The following is a 19603-nucleotide window of genomic DNA, read 5'->3' as shown; positions in this document are numbered from 1 at the left end:
TCATTGTTAGGAGTCGGGGCGGAACGCCCCACGATTCAGCCTGTCCACCGCTTCATTTCAGAAATGCCTCATTGAAGCCGGCTATTCAACTGCCAAGACCCGCTCTTCTTGTTGCCGGCAAAATTCGGCCCGTCCGCTCTTGGTGATCCGGCCCGGCGCTGCTACTCTGGCGGCAACTTAAAACACATGAAAGCGCCTGCTGCGTCCGCTCCCCGGTTCGCGCGGCGCCGGAAGGAACTGAAGTGGAAGACCACGACACCGGCGTTGGCGCGCCGGAAGTGGGCGTGTCCAGGGCTTCGCCGCCGTCAGGCCCGGCAAGCCCATCCACCGGCCGGCAGCAAGGCCGCCCGGTGCAGCCTTGGTCCGGCGACGGGCAGGCAGGAGACGCCCAGCATCAGAAGGGCAAGCCCCGGAAACGGCGCAAGCGTCGGCGCGGGCGCAAGGTTTTTGCGCGCGATGACAATCATGCCATCACGGCACCATCGACGCCGGCCGCCAGCCCAACTCCCGCCAGCCAATCTCCCGTGGCCTCGCCCGTGCCTTTGCCTTCGACTCCGCAGGCAAGACCGGAGCAGGGCGGCTACCGGCCGCCGATGCAGGAACTGCCGGTGTTTGCAGCTCTCGATCTCGGCACCAACAACTGCCGGCTGCTGGTCGCCGTGCCGACGCGCCATGGCCAGTTCCGCGTCATCGATGCCTTCTCACGCATTGTCAGGCTGGGCGAGGGGCTCACGGCCAATGGCCGGCTTGGGCAGCCGGCGATGGACCGTGCGGTCGAAGCGCTGAAAATCTGCGGCGACAAATTGCGCAACCGCAAGATCAGGAAGGCCAGGCTGATCGCCACCGAGGCCTGCCGCACCGCCGCAAACGGCGTCGAATTCCTTGACCGCGTCGAGCGCGAGGCTGGCCTGAAGCTCGAGATCATCGACCGCCAGACCGAAGCGCGGTTGGCGGTGTCGGGCTGCGGCTCGCTGGTCGAGCGCGACACGCAAGGCGTCGTGCTATTCGACATCGGCGGCGGCTCGTCCGAAATCGCGCTGATCGATCTCACCGGTCATCGCTCGCCACGGCTCGCCAACCACATCGTCTCCTGGACCTCACTGCCGGTCGGCGTCGTCTCGCTGGCCGAGCGTTTTGGCGGCCGCACGGTGACGCGCGAGATCTTCGCCGCCATGGTCGAGGATGTCGCCGTGCGCCTGCGCGCCTTCGATGGCCGCGACCGGCTGAGCCATGTGTTGTCCAGCCCGAAATTCCATCTGCTCGGCACCTCGGGCACGGTGACGACGCTGGCCGGCGTTCACCTCGACCTCGAACGCTACGACCGTCGCCGCGTCGACGGGCTGTGGATGGACCGCGACAGCGTCGACCGCATGGTCGAAAAGCTGGTCGGCTGGGATTTCCAGCAACGCGTCGCCAACCCTTGCATCGGCGCCGACCGCGCCGACCTCGTGCTGGCCGGCTGCGCCATCCTCGAGGCGATCCGCGCGGTATGGCCGTCCGAGCGGCTGCGCGTGGCCGACCGTGGCCTGCGCGAGGGCATATTGAGTGAACTGATGGCCGACGACGGTGTCTGGCGCAACAATGGCCGGGCCAGAGCATGATCCCGGGAAGTGGCGGCCGGTTCTCGGAAAAGATCATGCTCAAACAAGAAATCAAGCAATGACCAAGAAACCGGAAAAACCAGGCTCTGCCAGCATTCGCGTCTTGAAGACGCGGATCAAGAAGAAGAGTGGCCTCAAGGAATCGTCGCGCCGCTGGCTGCAGCGCCACATCAACGATCCCTATGTCCAGCGCTCCAAGGCCGACGGTTACCGCTCGCGCGCGGCCTACAAGCTGATCGAGATCGACGACAAGCATCATCTGCTCAAGCCCGGCATGAAGGTCATCGACCTCGGTGCTGCCCCGGGCGGCTGGTGCCAAGTCGCCGCGGCGCGGACCAAATCGACGGCCGAACACCCGCATGTCGTCGGCATCGACTATCTCGAAATGGATGCCGTGCCCGGCGCGCCGGTGCTGCTGATGGATTTTCTCGACCCGCAGGCGCCGCAAAAGCTCGCCGAGACGCTGGGCGGTCCACCCGATATCGTGCTCTCCGACATGGCCGCTCCCACCACCGGCCACAAGAGAACCGATCACATCCGCACCATGTATCTGTGCGAAGTGGCGGCCGATTTCGCGCTCGCCGTGCTGAAGCCCGGCGGCCATTTCCTCGCCAAGACCTTTCAGGGCGGCGCCGAGAACGAACTGCTTTCCATGCTCAAGCAGAATTTCCGCTCGGTCCATCACGTCAAGCCGCCGGCCTCGCGTGACGAATCGGTCGAGCTTTATCTGCTGGCAAAGGACTTCAAAGGGCGCACACCCACCGAGGCCTGACGGGCCGACGGGTGGTCAGCTCCCGGGCGGACTAACGGGCTCCAGGTCCTTCGGCGCTGTCAGCCGGCCGTGTCCAGACACCGCATTGCCGGCATCGGGCGCCAGCCGGACGAACGACAGCGAAGCTGCCGCCGATACCGCTGCCACGATGAAGAAGGCGATGTGGAAGTCGGCCAGCGTCAGCGGGCCGCCATGGATGCTGGTCGACACTTCCAGGATGCCACCGGCCAGCGCCACGCCAAGCGCAATTGCCAATTGCTGGAACACCGCGGTGATCGGCGTCGCCTTGCTCGTGTCGGCAGCCGAGATCTCGGCATAGGCCAGCGCGTTGATGCCGGTGAAGAACATCGAGCGGATGAAGCCGCCAGTCAGAAGCATGGCCAGGATCAGCGCATAGGGCGTCTCGGGCGTGAACAGGCCGTTGATGGCGATTGAGGCTGCCGCGACCAGCGACCCGGAAATCAGCACACGGCGGAAGCCGGCCACCCGGAAGATCAGCGCGGTGACGAATTTCATGCCGATGGCGCCGACCGCCGAGACGAAGGTGATCATGCCCGACTGGAATGGCGTCAGCCCGAAGCCGATCTGGAACATCAGCGGCAACAGGAAGGGCACCGCGCCGATGCCGATGCGAAACAGCCCACCACCCAGCACCGAGGAGCGGAACACCTGGTTGCGGAACAGCTCCAGTGCCAGCAGCGGATTTTTCGCATGGCGCGCATGCACCAGGTAAAGCGCGCCCGAGGCCAGTCCGACGGCCACGGTGATGAAGCCGGCCATCGGCGGCAAGGCAGGCAGGCTGACCACCGACAGCCCGAACACCACGCCGGAGGCGGCAAGGCCGCTCAGCACGAAACCGATGAAATCGAGCGGTGGCGTCTCGGTCGATTCGGTTTCGGGCAGAAAGCGCGTGGCAAGCCATATGCCGACCAGACCGATCGGCACATTGATCAGGAAGATCCAGTGCCAGGTGAAATAGGTGGTGATGAAGCCCCCAACCGGCGGCCCGACCAGGGGTCCGACCAAGGCCGGAACGGTCAGCCAGGACATGGCGGCGACAAGCTCGCTTTTCGGCGTGGCGCGCACCAGCACCAGTCGTCCGACCGGCGTCATCATGGCGCCGCCTATGCCTTGCAGGAAGCGCGACACCACGAAAGCCGGCAGCGAATTGGACAGGGCGCAAGCGACCGAGCCGACGATGAAAACGCCGATCGCGGCGCGAAACACATTTTTGGCGCCGAAGCGGTCGGCCATCCAGCCGCTGATCGGAATGAAGATCGCCAGCGACACCAGATAGGCGGTCAGCGCCAGCTTCAGCGCGATCGGGTTGGTCTGGATGTCGATGGCGATCGCCGGCAGCGACGTCGCGATGACGGTCGAATCCATGTTCTCCATGAAAAGAGCGACCGCCAGGATGAGCGGGATGGTGCGGTTCACGAAACGCGTCCGGACTGAATATTCGTCTCAATTGTTTTGCCGGCCTTGGGGGCAAGCCGACACGAAGGGCGGGTATCACGGCTTGGCCCGGATGTCGCATTAATTTACTGTCACTTTTATGCGACCAGCAACCACAGGTGGTGTCTTTTCGGCAAAATGTCACCTTTCCGGGAGTGTGCAATCATCGGCTTTTCATCGGCGCCGCGACGTGTTACGAGCCAGCGCCAATCCTGAAAGGGAAGAAGACGAGTCGGCGCTGTCCATTCTGGTCAAGCGCTTTTTCTGTATTCCGAGGGCTGGCCATGGCAAAAATCATCGAAACGTCCACCGGCGCACTGGCGCTGACCTTTGACGACGTGCTGTTGCAGCCGGGTCATTCCGAGGTCATGCCGGGCGAGACCGACATCCGCACCCGCATTGCCGGCGACATCGACCTCAACGTGCCGATTCTCTCCGCCGCCATGGACACCGTCACCGAGGCACGGCTTGCCATCGCCATGGCCCAGGCCGGCGGCATCGGCGTCATCCACCGCAATTTCTCGCCGGCCGAGCAGGCCGAGCAGGTGCGACAGGTGAAGAAGTTCGAATCCGGCATGGTGGTCAACCCCGTCACCATCGGCCCCGACGCGACGCTCGCCGACGCGCTGGGTCTGATGCGCACCTACTCGATCTCGGGCATTCCGGTGGTCGAGAATGGCGGCACCGGCGGCCAGAAGGTCGGCCGGCTGGTCGGCATCCTGACCAATCGCGACGTGCGTTTCGCCTCTGATCCGGCGCAGAAGGTCTACGAGTTGATGACCCGTGAGAACCTGATCACGGTCAAGGAGAATGTCGACCAGGACGAGGCCAAGCGGCTACTGCACCAGCACCGCATCGAAAAGCTGGTCGTGGTCGACAAATCAGGCAATTGCGTCGGGCTGATCACCGTCAAGGACATCGAGAAGTCGCAGCTCAACCCGCACGCCACAAAGGATGCGCAGGGGCGCTTGCGCGCCGCCGCCGCCACCAGCGTCGGCGATGACGGTTTCGAGCGCGCCGAGCGTCTCATCGATGCTGGCGTCGACCTTCTGGTCATCGACACCGCGCATGGCCATTCGCAGCGCGTGCTCGACGCTGTGGCTCGGGCCAAGAAACTCTCCAACTCGGTGCGCATCCTGGCCGGCAATGTCGCCACGGCGGAGGGCACGCAGGCACTGATCGATGCCGGCGCCGACGCCGTCAAGGTTGGCATCGGCCCCGGCTCCATCTGCACCACCCGAATCGTCGCCGGTGTCGGCATGCCGCAGCTCTCGGCGATCATGTCGGCGGTCGAGACGGCGCATAAATCGGGTGTATCGGTCATCGCCGATGGCGGCATCAAATATTCCGGCGATCTCGCCAAGGCGCTCGCCGCAGGCGCCAGCGCCGCCATGATCGGTTCGCTGCTGGCCGGAACCGACGAGAGCCCAGGCGAGGTCTATCTGCACCAGGGCCGCTCTTTCAAGGCCTATCGCGGCATGGGATCGGTCGGCGCCATGGCCCGCGGCTCGGCCGATCGCTACTTCCAGGCCGAGGTTCGCGACACGCTGAAGCTGGTTCCGGAAGGCATCGAAGGGCAGGTGCCTTACAAAGGACCTGTGTCCGGTGTGCTACACCAGCTTGCAGGCGGCCTGAAAGCCGCTATGGGTTATGTCGGTGGCCGCGACCTTGTCGATTTCCGCGAACGCGCCACTTTTGTGCGTATATCCAATGCCGGACTTCGTGAAAGCCACGCCCATGACGTCACGATTACCCGCGAAAGCCCGAATTATCCCGGTGGCCTCTGATCTCAAGAAATTGTCGTTTTAATTGAGGTGGTTACGCCGATCTGATCAATGGCGTTCCACGTGTGTCAGCGGATAATCAGCATTTTCGATGGAAAAGCACCCAAAATAACCGATTCTCGTCGGGAACGGCTTTCAAAGCAGAGTGGGCCTGCGCGGCCACCGTGAGGGTTGTTTCCGGTTTCGGAAAAAAACGCGTTTTCCCCGAAATCGGGGAAAATTCCCAGAGAGGCCGGCAGCTTTCAAAGCAGAGTGGGCTCGAGGGTGAGGCGGTAACCGTCGGGCAGCTTGGGATGGAACGGCCCTGGGCCCTCGTGCTCGAGGCCGACCTCGTAGACGTCGAGGCTCAATTCTTCCTTGAGCCACCAGGCCACGAAGCCACGATGGCAGAACACGCCGTCGCGAGGCCGCTCCCAGCACAGCAGCGCCGCCGTCCGGCCGCCCGCCAGATCCTCGATCTTCCGCACGATGGCGCGCGGATCGAGGGCGGCGAGCTGCGTGACGTAAAGGTCCGCGTATTCGTCGACGGTGGCGGTCCGAAACCATGGACCAGGCGACAGTTCACGGACCGCCGGCAGGTCGTAATCAGCCTTCGGCGCTCGGCGTGCGATACCGATCCGCGCGAACTGCGGCGGGAGCCTGGTGAAGAATGAGCTGGTGACGATCTGCATGGGCACCGCGCCTCGCGCGCATCTGAAATTTCGACCGATAAAACTCAATGACTTAACCGGCGATGTGCCCGGCCGCCGTGGCGACCGAGCACCTGCTCCCTCTGGAGAGATGGGCTCACGGGGTTTCAGAAAAACCCGGTGACGGATCGCAACGTACGTGCACGAGCCTATCTCCGAGCTGGGCCGTGTAAAGCTCCCTGACGACCTGGTCGGCTCTCTGCTTGCCGGCGTGCGCCTCGAGGAACAGCGCGCCGGCGCACATCTGGGCGATGGCGATCCGGATCGCCTCGTCCCGGCTTGTGCTATTTTCCAGATGCCCGAGTTCGGCCATGGCAGTCCAGATCGCTTCCTGGTTCGCATCCATCACGCCACCTCCAGCACTTTGACGGCTTCGCCGTCTGTGAGCACTGGAGCCCTCGGCAGCCATGCGACTACCGGTTCAGGCCCAACGTCCCGTTCACCTCGCTCCAGGAACGAAGCGACTGCTGGGTCACGTGCGACTTTCGAAAGGGGGATGTGTATCTTCATGACTTCTATTCTCCATTGCTAGATTTGATTATTTGATCCAACAAATAGAGTATAACTAGATTTTTCACCTAATGTAATTGACCCAAAATGGTTATTTTGTCGCCAAAGTGGTTACATAATACTTCTACGTAACCAGATTGGTTACTGTAGCGCGAAATAGGAACCATTTCGGTTCGAACGCGGCCATGCCGGCATCGGCGAGCGTCGGGCGATCACTGTCAACGTTGCCAGTGACGAGCAAGCCTGCGCGAGCCCACTCCCCAAAACTGGGGAGCGGGAAATCGGGGGGCCGTATTCCTTGGCCGGGCGGCCGCCCTTCGGTTTTCGCCCATCCAGGCGAAAACTACGAAGTCCACATTTTCGGCGAATCCCGAAATAGGGGGAAAGGGTGGCCGGCCGAGTCCTGCGCCATTTTGCGCAAGGGTCGACAGGTCAGCTCAATGGACGAAACGCCAGTGACCGGTGCCACGTGAAGCATTTGGACATGTCCAAAATCAAAATATTCCATCGGCGAAGCGATCGGCTTCCCGGTCCGCCTGACCCTTGAGCCTGGCGATCAGCTCGGGGTGCGACCATGTCGATTTGATCAGAACGGATAATGCTGGTTCGGGTCCTCAATCGTCACCCAGCGCAAATCGGTGAACTCGGCGATCGAGGCCTTGCCGCCGAAACGGCCATAGCCCGAGCCCTTGACGCCGCCGAACGGCATCTGTGCCTCGTCGCCGACGGTCGGGCCGTTGATGTGGCATATGCCGGATTCGATGCGGGTGGCGACCGCCAGCGCGCGCTGGATGTTGCGGCTGAAGACGGCCGAGGACAGGCCGTATTCGGTGTCGTTGGCGACACGCACGGCCTCGTCCTCACCCTTTACCCGGATCACCGGCTTGACCGGTCCGAAGGACTCTTCGGCATACACGCGCATTGCCGGTGTCACGTGATCGAGCAGCGTTGCCTCCACCACGGTTCCGCTGCGCTTGCCGCCGGCGACCAGCTTCGCGCCCTTGGCGAGCGCGTCGGCGACGAATTCCTCCATCTTTTCGGCCGCCTGGCTGCTGATCAGCGAGCCCAGCACGACATGGCCGCGCGGGTCGCCGGCCGGCAGTTTCGAGGCGCGGGCCGCGAGTTTCGTTACGAACTCGTCGGCGACCTTCTCGTCGACGATCAGTCGTTCGGTCGACATGCAGATCTGGCCCTGATGCATGAAGGCGCCGAAAGTGGCGGCGTTGACCGCCGCGTCGATGTCGGCGTCGTCCAGCACCAGCAACGGCGCCTTGCCGCCGAGTTCGAGCAGCGCCGGCTTCAGGTGCCGGCCGGCGAGTTCGGCGATGATCCTGCCGACCTTGGTCGAGCCGGTGAAGTTGACGCGCTTGACCGCTGGATGCGCGACGAGCGTTTCGACGATGCCAGCAGCGTCCTTCGGGTCGTTGGTAACGACATTGATGACACCCTTGGGCAAGCCGGCCTCGACCAGCACCTGGCCGATCAGCCGGTGCGTGCCGGGACACATTTCGGAAGCCTTGAGCACTACCGTGTTGCCACAGGCGATCGGCATCGCCACGGCGCGGGTGCCGAGAATGACCGGCGCATTCCATGGTGCGATGCCGAGGCACACGCCGGCCGGCTGACGGATCGCCATGGCGAGCGTGGCCGGCTTGTCGGACGGGATGATCTCGCCGGAGATCTGCGTCGTCATCGCCGCCGCCTCGCGCAGCATGTTGGCCGCCAGCATGACGTTGAAACCAGCCCAGGGTCCGGTAGCGCCTGTCTCTTCAATCATCAGCGTTGTGAATTCGCCAACTTTGGAAGCCATCACGTCGGCCGCCTTGGACAGCAGGGCGCGGCGCTCGCCGGGGCCCGTGTTCGACCACGCTGGAAAAGCGGCCGCTGCGGCGTCGACCGCGGCATTGGCGTCCGCGACACTGGCCGCGGCGGCGCGCGTCGCCAGTCTGCCGGTGAACGGGTCCAGGCGTTCGTAGTAAGCCTTCCCTGTCGCCGCCCTTTCGTCGCCGTCGATCAGAAGTCCGATATCCATTGTTCTTTCCCCCGCTCTGGATAGAGCCTTAGAAGCCGAGTATCTCGGCATTGATCGAGGCCTCGAGGCCACCGTCAACCGGCACATTGGCGCCGTTGACCCAGCATGCTCCGTCCGAACACAAGAACAGCACGACAGGCGCGATGTCGCCCGAAATGCCGGCGCGCCCGACCTTGGTGATGTTGATCCTCGTTCGCCACAGTGCACTAGGGCTTTGGTTCGGTAAAATGATATTTTACGGTGTTTCATTAACCCCTGGGTTATGAAATCCCCGACGAAGCCGAGATGCTGGAGAGGCTTCTGGACAGACTGAAAGAGGGTATTTCTCTCGCCTGACCTGCACTAGACTAGTAGCTTCATCGGTCGGCATTGCCTTTAGTTTTGGCCAAGAGGCGGTCAGCTCGGCGCGGCGCCAACGATACCATCGGCTTCTTCCCTAAGCTTCTGACCTGATGGCTGAGGCAAGCGTATTCAGAATGCTCGCATTGCCCTCCATAAGTTTCGACCTGCCGAAAACATGCCATGTGATGTGTATCGGCTCAGGGGCGAGTTCGCCGAGCGCGACACGCCGTAACGCCGCGTCTTGCGTGACACACCAGGCCGGCAGGATGCTTGCCCCGAAACCTGCAGCAACCAGTTCGATGATCGCGCTCGTCGACTCGATGCGAACAATCTCTCTCGGCCAGACGCCCGCGGGGCTGAAGAACCGCTCGTATTCGAAGCCGTGTGCCGGATGGTATGAGAAGGCGAGATACCTTTGTCTGCCAAAGAATTCGGCTTGCAGAGGCGTGTCGGTCTGACCGGAAAGCGGCACTACGCCCACCAGCCTGTCCTGGAACAGCGGTATCGACGGCAGGTTTTCGAGTTCCGGGCTGCGCGGCGACAGGAACAGGTCGGCGCTTCCGGCGTTGATCGCGGATTGCAGATCGTGGTTTGCCAGCCTGACAAGCTCGAGCTTGAGCGCGCCATGCTCCTTGCTCAATGCAGCCGCCGCTGCCGGTAGCCAATGGACATGATCGTAGTGGCCGACAGCGATCCGCAACACAGGCGATGTGCGATGCAGCTGAATGGCGTCAGCCTCCGCGGTCTTCAGCGTATCCTCGGCATAAAGAGCGGCTTCCAGCAGCCGCTCGGCTGCTTCCGTCAGCCTGATCCCCCTACCCACCCGGTCGAACAGGCGAATGCCGAGCCGGCGCTCGGCCTCCCGGACCTGATGGCTGGCGGCCGGCTGCGTCAGGCCAAGCGATGTGGCGGCCGCACTGAGTTGGCCGTGCCGGCGTACGGCAATCAGCAGCTGGTAGTGCCTGCGATCAAGGTAAGTCATATGAGAATTTAGAATGATTTGCCGAGGAATAATCAATTGGAATTCGCTCGGCCCCAGGCGCAATTTTCCCCGGCGCAGCGCCTCGCGTTTGAGCCCGACTTATCCAGGACGGCGTCCCGGATGTCACGTCAAATCATCTGATCAGAATTTTACCGAGGCGGGCGCAGCCCTGCCAGAGGGACTTATTGCATGTCGAGCCTGGTTCACGACGCCGCCGAGAAGTTCGCCACGCTGTCGCTTGACGCGGTGCGCAGCGTCGAGATGCTTCGGCTCGACCGCGTTCGCCAGCAGGCCGCTGCCCACAATCTCTCGGCCGTGCTGCTCTTCGATCCCGTGAACATCCGCTACGCCACCGGTGTGCGCAACATGCAGATCTATTCGGCGCGCAATCCGGCGCGCTACGTGTTCATTCCGGTGGTCGGACCGGTGGTTCTGTTCGAGTACCGCGCCTGTGAGCATCTGGCCGAGAACCGCCCGACCGTCGACGAGATCCGGCCGGCGCGGCCGATCATGCCGCTGCACTCCGGCCACAAGCATGTCGGTCACATCAGAGAATTCGTCGCCGACATCGAGGAACTGGTCGCCAGGCATGGCGTCAACGGCCGCCGTATCGGTGTCGAAGCGACGACGACTGGAGCGATGCTGGCGCTCGCCGCGGCAGGCTTCGACATCATCGACGCCCAGATCCCGGTGGAAAAGGCCCGCGGTCTCAAGGTTGCGGGCGAGGTCGACATGATCCGCGCCTCCTTGCGACTGACTGAGGCTGCCGTGCGCGAAATGGAGGCGGCGCTGGTTCCGGGCGTCACCGAGAACGAGCTCTGGTCGGTGCTGCATCGGAAACTGATCGCTGGCGGCGGCGACTATATCGAGACGCGGCTTCTGACCTCGGGCGCGCACACCAATCCCTGGTTCCAGGAGACCTCGGACAAGATCATTCGGGACGGTGACCTCGTCGCTTTCGATACCGACGCGGTCGGCTGCTACGGCTATTACAGCGACTTCTCCCGCACTTTTCTGACCGGCGACGGCAGGGCATCCGCAGCGCAACGGACGCTTTACGGACTTGCCCAGGAGCAGATCGAGAAGAACGTCAACCTGCTGCGACCGGGGCTCGCCTTCCGGGAGTTCGCGGAGAGCGCCTGGCTGATCCCCGGCGCCTACCAGAAGCACCGGTACCTCTCCGTGTTGCATGGCTGCGGGATGACCGGCGAATACCCGATCATCGCGCACGCCTCGGACTGGGACGATGTCGGTAACGACGACAACGAGGTGTTTGTCCCCGGCATGACGGTCTGCGTCGAGAGTTTCATCGGCCACGAGGACGGAGGCGAGGGTGTCAAGCTCGAGGAGCAGGTGCTGATTACGGAAACCGGTGTCGAGAGGCTGTCGGTCTACGGATACTGCGACCGGCTCTCAGCCTAAGGGGCGGGCCATAGCCCGCGGTTAAGGGAGGAAACAGATGTCGACATGCGAAGAGATGAACTGCCAGACCAGGACGAAGGTGACGGCCTTCGCTGATGAGAAGCAAGCCGGGCGACTTGACCGTCGCGAGTTCCTGGCAATCGCCAGCGCCTTCGGCCTGTCCACGGCTGCAGCCTATGCGATGATAGGCCTGTCGGCTCCGACACCGGCGCATACCGCGGAGCCGGTGAAGGGCGGCGTCCTGAAGGTCGCCACAGCGGTCAAGGGAATGAAGGATCCGCGCACATTCGACGAGGCTGAACTGGGCAATGCCGGCCGGCAGTTTCTGGAAACACTGGTGAAATACACCGCCGATTTCACCTTCGAACCGATGCTGCTGGAGCGATGGGACGTCAATGCCGACGCGACCGAGTATGTGCTGCATCTGCGCAAGAGCGTGAAATGGAACAATGGCGACGATTTCAGCGCCGATGACGTGATGTTCAACATCGCGCGCTGGTGCGAGAAGAATGCTTCCGGCAATTCGATGGCCGGGCGTATGGGGGCGCTGATCGACGACAAGACCGGCAAGCTGCGTGACGGCGTCGTCACGAAGGTCGACGACCATACGATCCGCCTGCAACTGGCTTCTTCCGACATCTCGATCATCCCCAGCCTTTCGGATTACCCCGCCTTGATCGTCCACCGTGACTACGACAAATCAGGCGCCAATCTCATCGCCAATCCCGTAGGCACCGGTCCCTTTGAGCTGGTGTCCTACGAGGTCGGGCAGCGAGCCGTCTTCAAGCGCCGCGAGCACGGATCCTGGTGGGGCGGCGACGTCTATCTCGATGGCGTCGAGTTCATAGACTACGGCTCGGACCCCACGGCGCTGGTCAGCGCTTTCGAGGCGGAAGAAGTCCACACCAACTACGAGACGACGGGCGACATGGTCGCGGTGATGGACGGGCTGGGCTTGCAGAAATCCGAGATTCTGACCGCAGGCACGATCGTGGCGCGCACCTCGGTGCAAGCCAAGCCCTATGACGACGCGCGGGTGCGCAGGGCCTTGCAGCTGGCTGTCGACAACTCGGCCGTGCTGCTTCTCGGCTATGCCGGGCTGGGCTCAGCCGCCGAGAACCATCACGTCTGTCCCATCCAGCCGGACTACGCCAAACTGCCGCCGATCGCCCGCGACCTGGCGCAGGCCAAGGCACTCATGGCCGAGGCCGGCCAGGCCGATTTCGAACACGAGCTCATCTCGCTCGACGAGGAGTGGCACAAGAACACCGGCGACGCGATCGCAGCACAACTGCGGGAAGCGGGCTTCAAGATCAAGCGCACGGTGCTGCCGGGGTCGACGTTCTGGAACGACTGGACCAAATATCCATTCTCGCTGACGGTGTGGTCCATGCGCCCGCTCGGCGTGCAGACGTTGGCCATAGCCTACCGGACGGGCGAGGCATGGAACGAGAGTTCCTTCTCCGACAAGGCGTTCGACGAGCTTGTGACGAAGGCTCTGTCGGTTGCCGATCCCACGGCGAGGCGCGAGCTGATCGGCAAGGCCGAAACGATACTCCAGGATTCGGGCGTCATCATCCAGCCGTTCTGGCGCAAGCTGTTTTGCCACGCGGCGACGGCGGTACAGGGCCGCCGGATGCACCCGACAGGCGAGACCTATTTCGACAAGGCATGGCTTCAAACCTGAGGTCTGGTGATGCACCGTGGGCAATCTCCGCGGCGCAAGGTCATGATGGACGCCCTGACCGCAAGCGACTGCAAAAGGGTTGCCCATCTTGCGGGCGAGAGGCAACTGTCGATCTCGAGCGGCCGTACCGCTCTCATCCTCGTTTCAAGTATCGCTAAGAGAGTAGGCTTTAAGAAATCGGTCGACAACGGACAGGATGCTTTTCCGATGCTCGTCGCAGTCTTGAGGAGCCGGAGCCGACGCCATGAGAACCCAAAAGCCGGTAACCATGGCGAACAGGCCGCGTGAGAGAGCTTCCGCGTCGTTACTCGAAAGCTCTTCGTCGAGCAGGGCACGAAGTTTGCCGCGGACGGTTATTTCGGCATTCGATTGGATCTCTTGCAATGCGGGGCTTTGCCGAAGCCTCGCTACGAGCACGTACCAAGCGCTGACAATTTCGGGCGTGAGCTGATCTGGGCTTAGATATCCCAACAGGATGCTCTTTACCCGCGCCGTAGGGGACGTCTGCGAATGCGATGCGCGCTCCGCGTTGGCCAGGATCTTGGCGTAGAGCGCATCATAGGTGGCATTCAGCAGACCATCCTTATCTCCGAAGTAGTGGCCCACGATTCCGGCAGTTAATCCGGCCCGCTTGGCGATGCGCTGAATGCTTGTCTTTTCCAGGCCGTCCTCATGGATCGACACGATCGTCGCCTCGATAAGTTGTTCCCTGCGTTCCGGCCACGTTTTGTGCTGACCCATGGTCTGTGCCCTACCGACTCCAAGTTCACGTTGTCGCTTCTCATAGGGGGTGTTCGCAACGGTTTCCATTGAGGAGCCTTCCCGCAAACCCTCTTATATGGATTTTTGTTGCACCGTTCAGCAAAAATGTTACCGTCGCCAAAAATGGGAGGAAGCCGAATATGAAAGCTCGCAAACTCGCCTTGAATAGACGACAGGCGTTGGCCGGCATGGCGGCTAGCATGCTGATGGCTTCGACAGGGGGTTCCGCGGCGCTGACCCCGAAAAAGGGCGGTCGGCTGCGTGTCGCTTTGGCCGGTGGGGCGACGTCCGACACTGTCGACCCGGCTGTGATGGACAGCCCGTTCACAATTCCTATCGCCTACACAGCCTTCAACCATTTGACTGAGATAGACAGCAGCGGCAACATCGTTCCTGAACTCGCTGATGAGTGGTCGTCAGGAAAGTCTCCTGCCGAATGGACGTTTCGGCTCAGGAAGGGCGTTGAGTTCCACAACGGCAAGACGATGACTGCCGACGACGTCATCGCCTCCATCAACTACCATCGCGGTGATGATTCAAAGTCGGCTGCCAAGCCGTTCCTCGATGCGGTGGAGGAATTGAAGGCGGACGGACCGGATCGGATCCAGATCCGGCTCAAGGCGCCGAACGTGGATTTCCCCTCGACGATCAGTGACTATCACTTCGTCATCTTGCCCTCGGCAGATGGCAAGGTTGACCCTCTGGCCGGGGTGGGGACTGGTCCTTACGTCCTTCAGAACCTCGATCCGGGTGTCGGTGCGGTGTTCTCGCGCAACCCGAACTACTTCAAGTCTGATCGCGCCTTTTTTGACGAAGTCGAACTGCGCTCGGTTATCGATGATGCCGCGCGGAACAACGCGCTTATTACCGGCGAAGTTGATGTCATTGATCAGGTTCCGCTGCAGATCGCGTCGCGGCTGAAGCAAGTCCCGACGGTCAAGATCGAGGAGACGGCAGGTACCGAGCACTATACCTTGCCCATGCGCACGGACACCGCTCCATTCAACGATCTCAATGTGCGAATGGCGATCAAACATGCAATCGATCGCGACGCGGTCGTCGAGAAGATCATGTTTGGATATGCGGAACCGGGCAATGACAATCCCATTTCTTCCGCCTATCGCTATTTTGACTCAAGCCTGGAATTGAGAAAGTACGACCCCGACAAGGCGAAGTGGTATCTCAAACAAGCAGGACTGTCTTCGCTGAAGGTCGACCTCAGCGTCGCCGCCGCGCCGTTTCCGGGCGGCGTAGAAACCGGCTCGTTGGTGCAGGATGCGGCTCGGGCGGTGGGCATCGACGTCAATGTGATCCGGGAGGTCGACGACGGCTACTGGTCGAACGTATGGATGCAGCGCCCGTGGTGCGCCGCAAGTTGGGTCGGCCCTGCAAGCGAAGACTGGATATTCACCAACGCCTATGCCCAAGGCGCCGCCTGGAACGACACCTTCTGGAAGAATGAGCGGTTCAACCAGTTGCTTGTCGCGGCACGGGCTGAGCAGAATGACAACTTAAGGCGCGAAATGTACGCGGAGATGCAGCGGCTTGTCCGCGACGACGGCGGCGTGGTCGTATTGAGCTACAACAGCTACGTCATGGGCCTGCGCGACAATGTCGGGCACGGCCCTCTAGCCGGCAACTGGCGCCTTGACGGATACAAGTTCGCCGAGCGTTGGTGGTTCTCTTGATTGAGTTGAATGCAGTTCGGCTCATCGAACATGCTTGGATACCACTGCGTGACGGCAGGCGATTGGCTGCCAGGATATTCATGCCGGATGTCGCCAAGCCGTGTCCTGCCGTACTGGAATATAACCCGTACCGCTGTCACGACATCACGCGCGACAGAGATAGCATCACTCACGGCTACTTCGCCGAGCGCGGCTATGTCTCCCTTCGGGTAGAAATTTCAGGAACGGGCGACTCGGATGGGGTGCTGACCGATGAGTATTGCGAGCGTGAAATCGACGATCTTGAGGAAGTCATCGATTATGTCGGCAGGCAATCCTGGTGCTCAGGAGACGTCGGTGTTTTCGGCCATTCCTGGGGAGCATATAGCGCTCTTCTGGTGGCGCAAAGGCGGCCTCCTCGGCTCAAGGCCATAATTCCGGTTATGGGATCGGATGACCGCTACAGGGAGTGCATTCACTACAAGGGTGGCTGCCTGCTGGCGTCCAATCTTGTCTGGGCATCGTTCATGCAGGTGTACTCGGCGCTGCCGCCAAATCCAAACGTAGTTGGAGAAACGTGGCTGACGGAATGGCTGAACAGACTGGCTGCCCAGCCACTCTGGGCCGGCCAATGGATGCGTCACGATCGCTACGATCCCTACTGGCGGCAAGGATCGGTCGCGCCAGACTACGGTCTTATCGATTGCCCAGTTTACATTTTTGCGGGCACCGCGGATCACTACAAAGATGCCGGGTTTCGCCTCATGGAAAACTGCACCACTTTCGTGAAGCTTACCATGGGGCCGTGGGACCATTGTTATCCACATGAGGCCGCGTTCCAGGCGATCGACTTCCCTGCGGAAGCCGTGCGCTGGTGGGACCATTGGTTGAAGGGCATAGATACCGGTGTCGAGAGCGAGCCGCGAACAGCGTTGTGGTTGAGTGGTCCAGCCGGGCATGGGTACTGGGTGACGCCGGCCGAGCCCCCGGTCCAAGAGGTCCTGGCCCTGTCGGCCAACACCCCGGAGGGCGTAGCCACCTTGGAGCCCTCGCTGGACGTAAACTGGGTCATTCTGCCTGAATCGGGATGCGAAGACCTGGGTACCGCAGACAACTACGTTCAGTTCTGGGCGAAGCCTATCGCGAAATCCATCGACCTATGTGGAACACCTGAGCTGTCTTTGCAATGCGGTTCGCACGCCTCGGCAAGTCAGTTGGTGGCCCGCCTCTATGTAATAGCGCCATACGAAAAGGCGGCCGAAATTGCTCGTGGCGCGTCGCAACCTTGTGACTCGGTCGCCCCAGGGGGCATCGAGCGTCGCATTAGCTTCCACACGGTCGTACGGCGGCTGCGAGCCGGCAGCCGCCTGTGCGTCGTAATATCCGATGGACTATGGCCGGTGATCGCTCCCGAGCCCGGCCATACGTTCGACGGTCGAAATCTCTCCGACGTCCGGCTTGCATTGCCCGTCGGCAGGCAACAGATGGTGCAATCCCAACCTTTTGCCTTGATGGCAACTCGGCGGGCATCCGAGTTGGTGGTCCTCTCGCCTTCGAAAAAAAAGGTGGTATCGCGCGCATATCCCACGACTGGAGAGCGTGTGCTGCGGATATCATCGCACGCGGGTGTATTTGGCGACTACACGCGTGCTCTGCTCCCCGACATCGCAACCGAGATCGAGCATACGGTCGCAACAGAATATCGTCTCGGTCGCCGGGGCGTGAGCACATCCACCGTCACACATGAGTTTCATCTCGCGCGGCGGGACGGCTGGGCAATTAAGTTGGGTGGATCCTTTTCGCTGGCGTCGAGCGCGAACGGTCACCGGCTGAGCGGCGATATCCGCGCATTTGCCGACGGATCAGAGATTTTCCGGAAGCGATGGCCAGAGGAAGTGATTGCGCCAAAGCGACGGAACAGCGTGCATCACAGGCTCCGCATGCACGGGTCCGCGTTGGAATGAAGAAGCTCTCCAATATGCTGAAGGGAACTCTCGGCGCGACTATTGCCAATCGCCTGCTGCTGGGGCTTTACACGCTTTTCATTGTCTCTGTTCTTATATTCTCTGCCATAGCCTTCCTGCCCGGTGACTATGCCAGAGCGGCGCTTGGCCACTCCGCCACGCCGGAAACTGTGGCTGCGCTTGAGAAAGACCTGGGACTAGACCGTCCTGCACCCGAACGATATCTACGATGGATCGCCCACGCGGCGCAGGGTGATTTCGGCGTTTCGTTTACGGCGCGTGGCGCGAAGCAGCGGGCCGTTGCGGACATCGTGTTTCCAAGGCTTCGAAACACTCTACTGCTGGCCGGCGTCACGGCGTTGTTGGCGGTCCCGCTAGCGCTCGTTCTTGGCGTGCTCACGGCGCTTGCCCGGAACACCTTGCTCGATCGGCTACTCAACGCCATCACCTTGACGACCATTTCATTTCCGGAGTTCTTCGTCGCTTACGTGCTGATGCTGCTCTTGGCGGTCAAGTTTCCACTTTTCAGTTCGATGGCAAGCATGAGTGCGGACATGCCGATCACTGAGAAATTGTCACGCATCGCTCTGCCAGTCCTCACGCTGACGCTTGTGATCCTCGCCCACATGATGCGGATGACCCGAGCCGCGATCATCAGCCTGCTTGATAGCTCTTATGTCGAGTGTGCTCGGCTCAAGGGGCTGCCCGAGTGGCGAATCGTTGTGGGTCACGTGTTGCCCAACGCCTGGGCGCCCATAGCCAACGTGATCACATTCAACCTAGCCTATCTGGTCGTAGGCGTGGTGGTGGTGGAGGTTGTGTTTGTCTATCCGGGAATAGGCCAGACCATGGTGGACGCCATTCGTCTGCGCGACGTTCCGGTAATTCAGGCCTGCACGCTGATCTTTGCTGCAACGTTCGTCATCCTGAACCTACTGGCTGACCTGATCGCGATCGCTACCAATCCGAGGCTGGCTCACCCGAAATGATGGCCCCTGCTTCAGTTCCAGCCGTAAAGAAACCTCTATGGCTGCAAAAGGCCTGGCGTCTTCTCTCGACGGCGCCCCTCAGCGCGCTGTTTGGGCTAGTCGTAGTGGCAATCTATCTATCCGCCGCTATTTTTGGACCATTGCTGGCACCGTATGGCGAAGCCGAAGTGGTCTCCAAAATTCCCTTCGCGCCTTGGAGCCATGAATTCCTCTTGGGAACCGACCAACTCGGCCGAGACACGTTTTCCCGTTTGCTATTTGGCGCGCGCAATACCTTGGGTATTTCAATCGCGACCGTCTGCCTTTCTTTCGGTGTCGGAGTCGTATTGGGCATGGCCACGGTGATCAGGGGAGGCTGGACCGATAGACTGCTCCTGAGTCTGACTGACGCGCTAATGGCAATCCCTCCGCTGATCTTCGCCCTGATACTCCTTTCCATTGCGGGCTCATCGATTCCAAGTCTGATCGTTGCTATTGCCGCGGTGGACATGACCCGCATCTTTCGTCTGACACGGTCGCTATCGGCCAATGTCCTCGCAACCGACTTCGTGGAAGCGGCGCGGCTGCGCGGTGAAGGATTGAGTTGGATTATGTTCCGCGAGGTGCTGCCCAATATTCTACCTCTTCTTGTCGCGGAGTTCGGGCTCCGCTTCTGCTTCGTCTTTCTCAGCATTTCGGCACTGGCCTTCCTAGGCCTGGGGATACAGCCGCCCACTGCTGACTGGGGATCTATGGTCCGCGAAAGCGCCGCACTGATTTCCTACGCCGACATCACGCCGCTGATACCGGCCGCTGCCATCGGCCTGCTCACAGTGGCAGTCAATTTCGTTGTGGACTGGATCCTTCACATGTCCAGCGGCCTTCGTGACGATGAAAGGCGGCGGCTCTAATGTCTGTACATCGAGTATGTGATCTTCGCTGATAGAATACCGGGTAAGCGAGCGT

Annotated in this window: 15 protein-coding genes and 1 pseudogene; 9 read left to right on the top strand and 7 right to left on the bottom strand. The window is 61.5% G+C overall.

The window, feature by feature from the left end:
• The first annotated feature begins 242 nt into the window (after positions 1-242).
• Entirely contained in the window at positions 243-1601 is a 1359-nt protein-coding gene (locus tag LHFGNBLO_RS25925) for a Ppx/GppA phosphatase family protein (protein WP_258602137.1), read from the top strand.
• A gap of 58 nt (positions 1602-1659) precedes the next feature.
• Entirely contained in the window at positions 1660-2373 is a 714-nt protein-coding gene (locus LHFGNBLO_RS25920; RefSeq protein ID WP_258602136.1) for an RlmE family RNA methyltransferase, read from the top strand.
• 15 nt (positions 2374-2388) lie between these two features.
• Here LHFGNBLO_RS25920 and LHFGNBLO_RS25915 read toward each other — a convergent pair whose 3' ends face one another.
• Positions 2389-3810 (bottom strand): MFS transporter, encoded by a 1422-nt coding sequence (locus LHFGNBLO_RS25915; RefSeq protein WP_258602135.1) that lies wholly within the window; start codon positions 3808-3810, stop codon positions 2389-2391.
• Between the two features lie 302 nt (positions 3811-4112).
• On the opposite strand from LHFGNBLO_RS25915, the gene guaB reads away from it, so the two are divergent.
• Positions 4113-5615 carry an IMP dehydrogenase gene (guaB, locus tag LHFGNBLO_RS25910; protein ID WP_258602134.1) on the top strand — a complete coding sequence of 501 codons (1503 nt, stop codon included), beginning with the start codon at positions 4113-4115 and terminating at the stop codon, positions 5613-5615.
• A 239-nt stretch (positions 5616-5854) separates the two neighbouring features.
• Here guaB and LHFGNBLO_RS25905 read toward each other — a convergent pair whose 3' ends face one another.
• The 5 genes and pseudogenes from LHFGNBLO_RS25905 to LHFGNBLO_RS25885 form a co-directional block, all read right to left on the bottom strand.
• Entirely contained in the window at positions 5855-6283 is a 429-nt protein-coding gene (locus LHFGNBLO_RS25905; RefSeq protein WP_258602133.1) for a hypothetical protein, read from the bottom strand.
• A 115-nt stretch (positions 6284-6398) separates the two neighbouring features.
• The gene (locus tag LHFGNBLO_RS25900) at positions 6399-6647 is read right to left on the bottom strand and encodes a hypothetical protein (RefSeq protein ID WP_258602132.1); all 249 of its coding nucleotides are present in this window, start codon (positions 6645-6647) and stop codon (positions 6399-6401) included.
• A gap of 750 nt (positions 6648-7397) precedes the next feature.
• A complete protein-coding gene (locus LHFGNBLO_RS25895) occupies positions 7398-8843 on the bottom strand; it encodes an aldehyde dehydrogenase (protein WP_258602131.1) in 1446 nt (481 codons plus the stop codon).
• Positions 8844-8871: 28 nt separating this feature from the next.
• A pseudogene (locus LHFGNBLO_RS25890) lies at positions 8872-9024 on the bottom strand (SDR family oxidoreductase); the annotation flags it as partial.
• Between the two features lie 255 nt (positions 9025-9279).
• Positions 9280-10167, bottom strand: coding sequence for a LysR family transcriptional regulator (locus LHFGNBLO_RS25885; protein ID WP_258602130.1), 888 nt, complete (start codon positions 10165-10167; stop codon positions 9280-9282).
• A 189-nt stretch (positions 10168-10356) separates the two neighbouring features.
• Here LHFGNBLO_RS25885 and LHFGNBLO_RS25880 point away from each other — a divergent pair, with 189 nt between their 5' ends.
• Together LHFGNBLO_RS25880 and LHFGNBLO_RS25875 are read left to right on the top strand one after the other, a co-directional pair.
• Positions 10357-11589, top strand: a complete 1233-nt coding sequence (locus LHFGNBLO_RS25880; RefSeq protein WP_258602129.1) for a M24 family metallopeptidase — start codon at positions 10357-10359, stop codon at positions 11587-11589.
• A 37-nt stretch (positions 11590-11626) separates the two neighbouring features.
• Positions 11627-13276, top strand: a complete 1650-nt coding sequence (locus LHFGNBLO_RS25875) for an ABC transporter substrate-binding protein (RefSeq protein WP_258602128.1) — start codon at positions 11627-11629, stop codon at positions 13274-13276.
• Between the two features lie 144 nt (positions 13277-13420).
• Here LHFGNBLO_RS25875 and betI read toward each other — a convergent pair whose 3' ends face one another.
• Entirely contained in the window at positions 13421-14086 is a 666-nt protein-coding gene (betI, locus tag LHFGNBLO_RS25870) for a transcriptional regulator BetI (protein ID WP_258602127.1), read from the bottom strand.
• A gap of 92 nt (positions 14087-14178) precedes the next feature.
• Between betI and LHFGNBLO_RS25865 the strand changes: the two genes are divergently transcribed.
• The 4 genes from LHFGNBLO_RS25865 to LHFGNBLO_RS25850 are packed head-to-tail and all read left to right on the top strand — an operon-like array spanning position 14179 to position 19548.
• Positions 14179-15726, top strand: coding sequence for an ABC transporter substrate-binding protein (locus LHFGNBLO_RS25865; RefSeq protein WP_258602126.1), 1548 nt, complete (start codon positions 14179-14181; stop codon positions 15724-15726).
• On the top strand, positions 15714-17669 hold the full coding sequence (locus LHFGNBLO_RS25860) for a CocE/NonD family hydrolase (protein WP_258602125.1): 1956 nt from the start codon (positions 15714-15716) through the stop codon (positions 17667-17669). The genes LHFGNBLO_RS25865 and LHFGNBLO_RS25860 overlap by 13 nt, the downstream gene beginning before the upstream one ends.
• Positions 17666-18658: an ABC transporter permease gene (locus tag LHFGNBLO_RS25855; RefSeq protein ID WP_258602124.1), complete on the top strand. Its 993-nt coding sequence runs from the start codon at positions 17666-17668 to the stop codon at positions 18656-18658. Before LHFGNBLO_RS25860 ends, LHFGNBLO_RS25855 begins: the two co-directional genes overlap by 4 nt.
• Complete coding sequence (locus LHFGNBLO_RS25850; protein WP_258602123.1) at positions 18655-19548, top strand: ABC transporter permease; 894 nt, start codon at positions 18655-18657, stop codon at positions 19546-19548. The genes LHFGNBLO_RS25855 and LHFGNBLO_RS25850 overlap by 4 nt, the downstream gene beginning before the upstream one ends.
• Positions 19549-19603: the final 55 nt, after the last annotated feature.

The sequence above is a fragment of the Mesorhizobium sp. AR10 genome (assembly GCF_024746795.1).
Classification (GTDB): Bacteria; Pseudomonadota; Alphaproteobacteria; order Rhizobiales; family Rhizobiaceae; genus Mesorhizobium.
Note: the sequence above shows the minus strand (reverse complement) of the source record. Positions and strands in the feature narration are given on the sequence as shown.

Coding starts and splice junctions, on each gene's coding strand:
- LHFGNBLO_RS25885 (WP_258602130.1), bottom strand. CDS start 10,167: ATGACTTACCTTGATCGCAGGCACTACCAGCTGCTGATTGCCGTACGC.
- betI (WP_258602127.1), bottom strand. CDS start 14,086: ATGGAAACCGTTGCGAACACCCCCTATGAGAAGCGACAACGTGAACTT.
- LHFGNBLO_RS25855 (WP_258602124.1), top strand. CDS start 17,666: ATGAAGAAGCTCTCCAATATGCTGAAGGGAACTCTCGGCGCGACTATT.
- LHFGNBLO_RS25920 (WP_258602136.1), top strand. CDS start 1,660: ATGACCAAGAAACCGGAAAAACCAGGCTCTGCCAGCATTCGCGTCTTG.
- LHFGNBLO_RS25875 (WP_258602128.1), top strand. CDS start 11,627: ATGTCGACATGCGAAGAGATGAACTGCCAGACCAGGACGAAGGTGACG.
- LHFGNBLO_RS25865 (WP_258602126.1), top strand. CDS start 14,179: ATGAAAGCTCGCAAACTCGCCTTGAATAGACGACAGGCGTTGGCCGGC.
- LHFGNBLO_RS25895 (WP_258602131.1), bottom strand. CDS start 8,843: ATGGATATCGGACTTCTGATCGACGGCGACGAAAGGGCGGCGACAGGG.
- LHFGNBLO_RS25880 (WP_258602129.1), top strand. CDS start 10,357: ATGTCGAGCCTGGTTCACGACGCCGCCGAGAAGTTCGCCACGCTGTCG.
- LHFGNBLO_RS25850 (WP_258602123.1), top strand. CDS start 18,655: ATGATGGCCCCTGCTTCAGTTCCAGCCGTAAAGAAACCTCTATGGCTG.
- LHFGNBLO_RS25900 (WP_258602132.1), bottom strand. CDS start 6,647: ATGGATGCGAACCAGGAAGCGATCTGGACTGCCATGGCCGAACTCGGG.
- guaB (WP_258602134.1), top strand. CDS start 4,113: ATGGCAAAAATCATCGAAACGTCCACCGGCGCACTGGCGCTGACCTTT.
- LHFGNBLO_RS25905 (WP_258602133.1), bottom strand. CDS start 6,283: ATGCAGATCGTCACCAGCTCATTCTTCACCAGGCTCCCGCCGCAGTTC.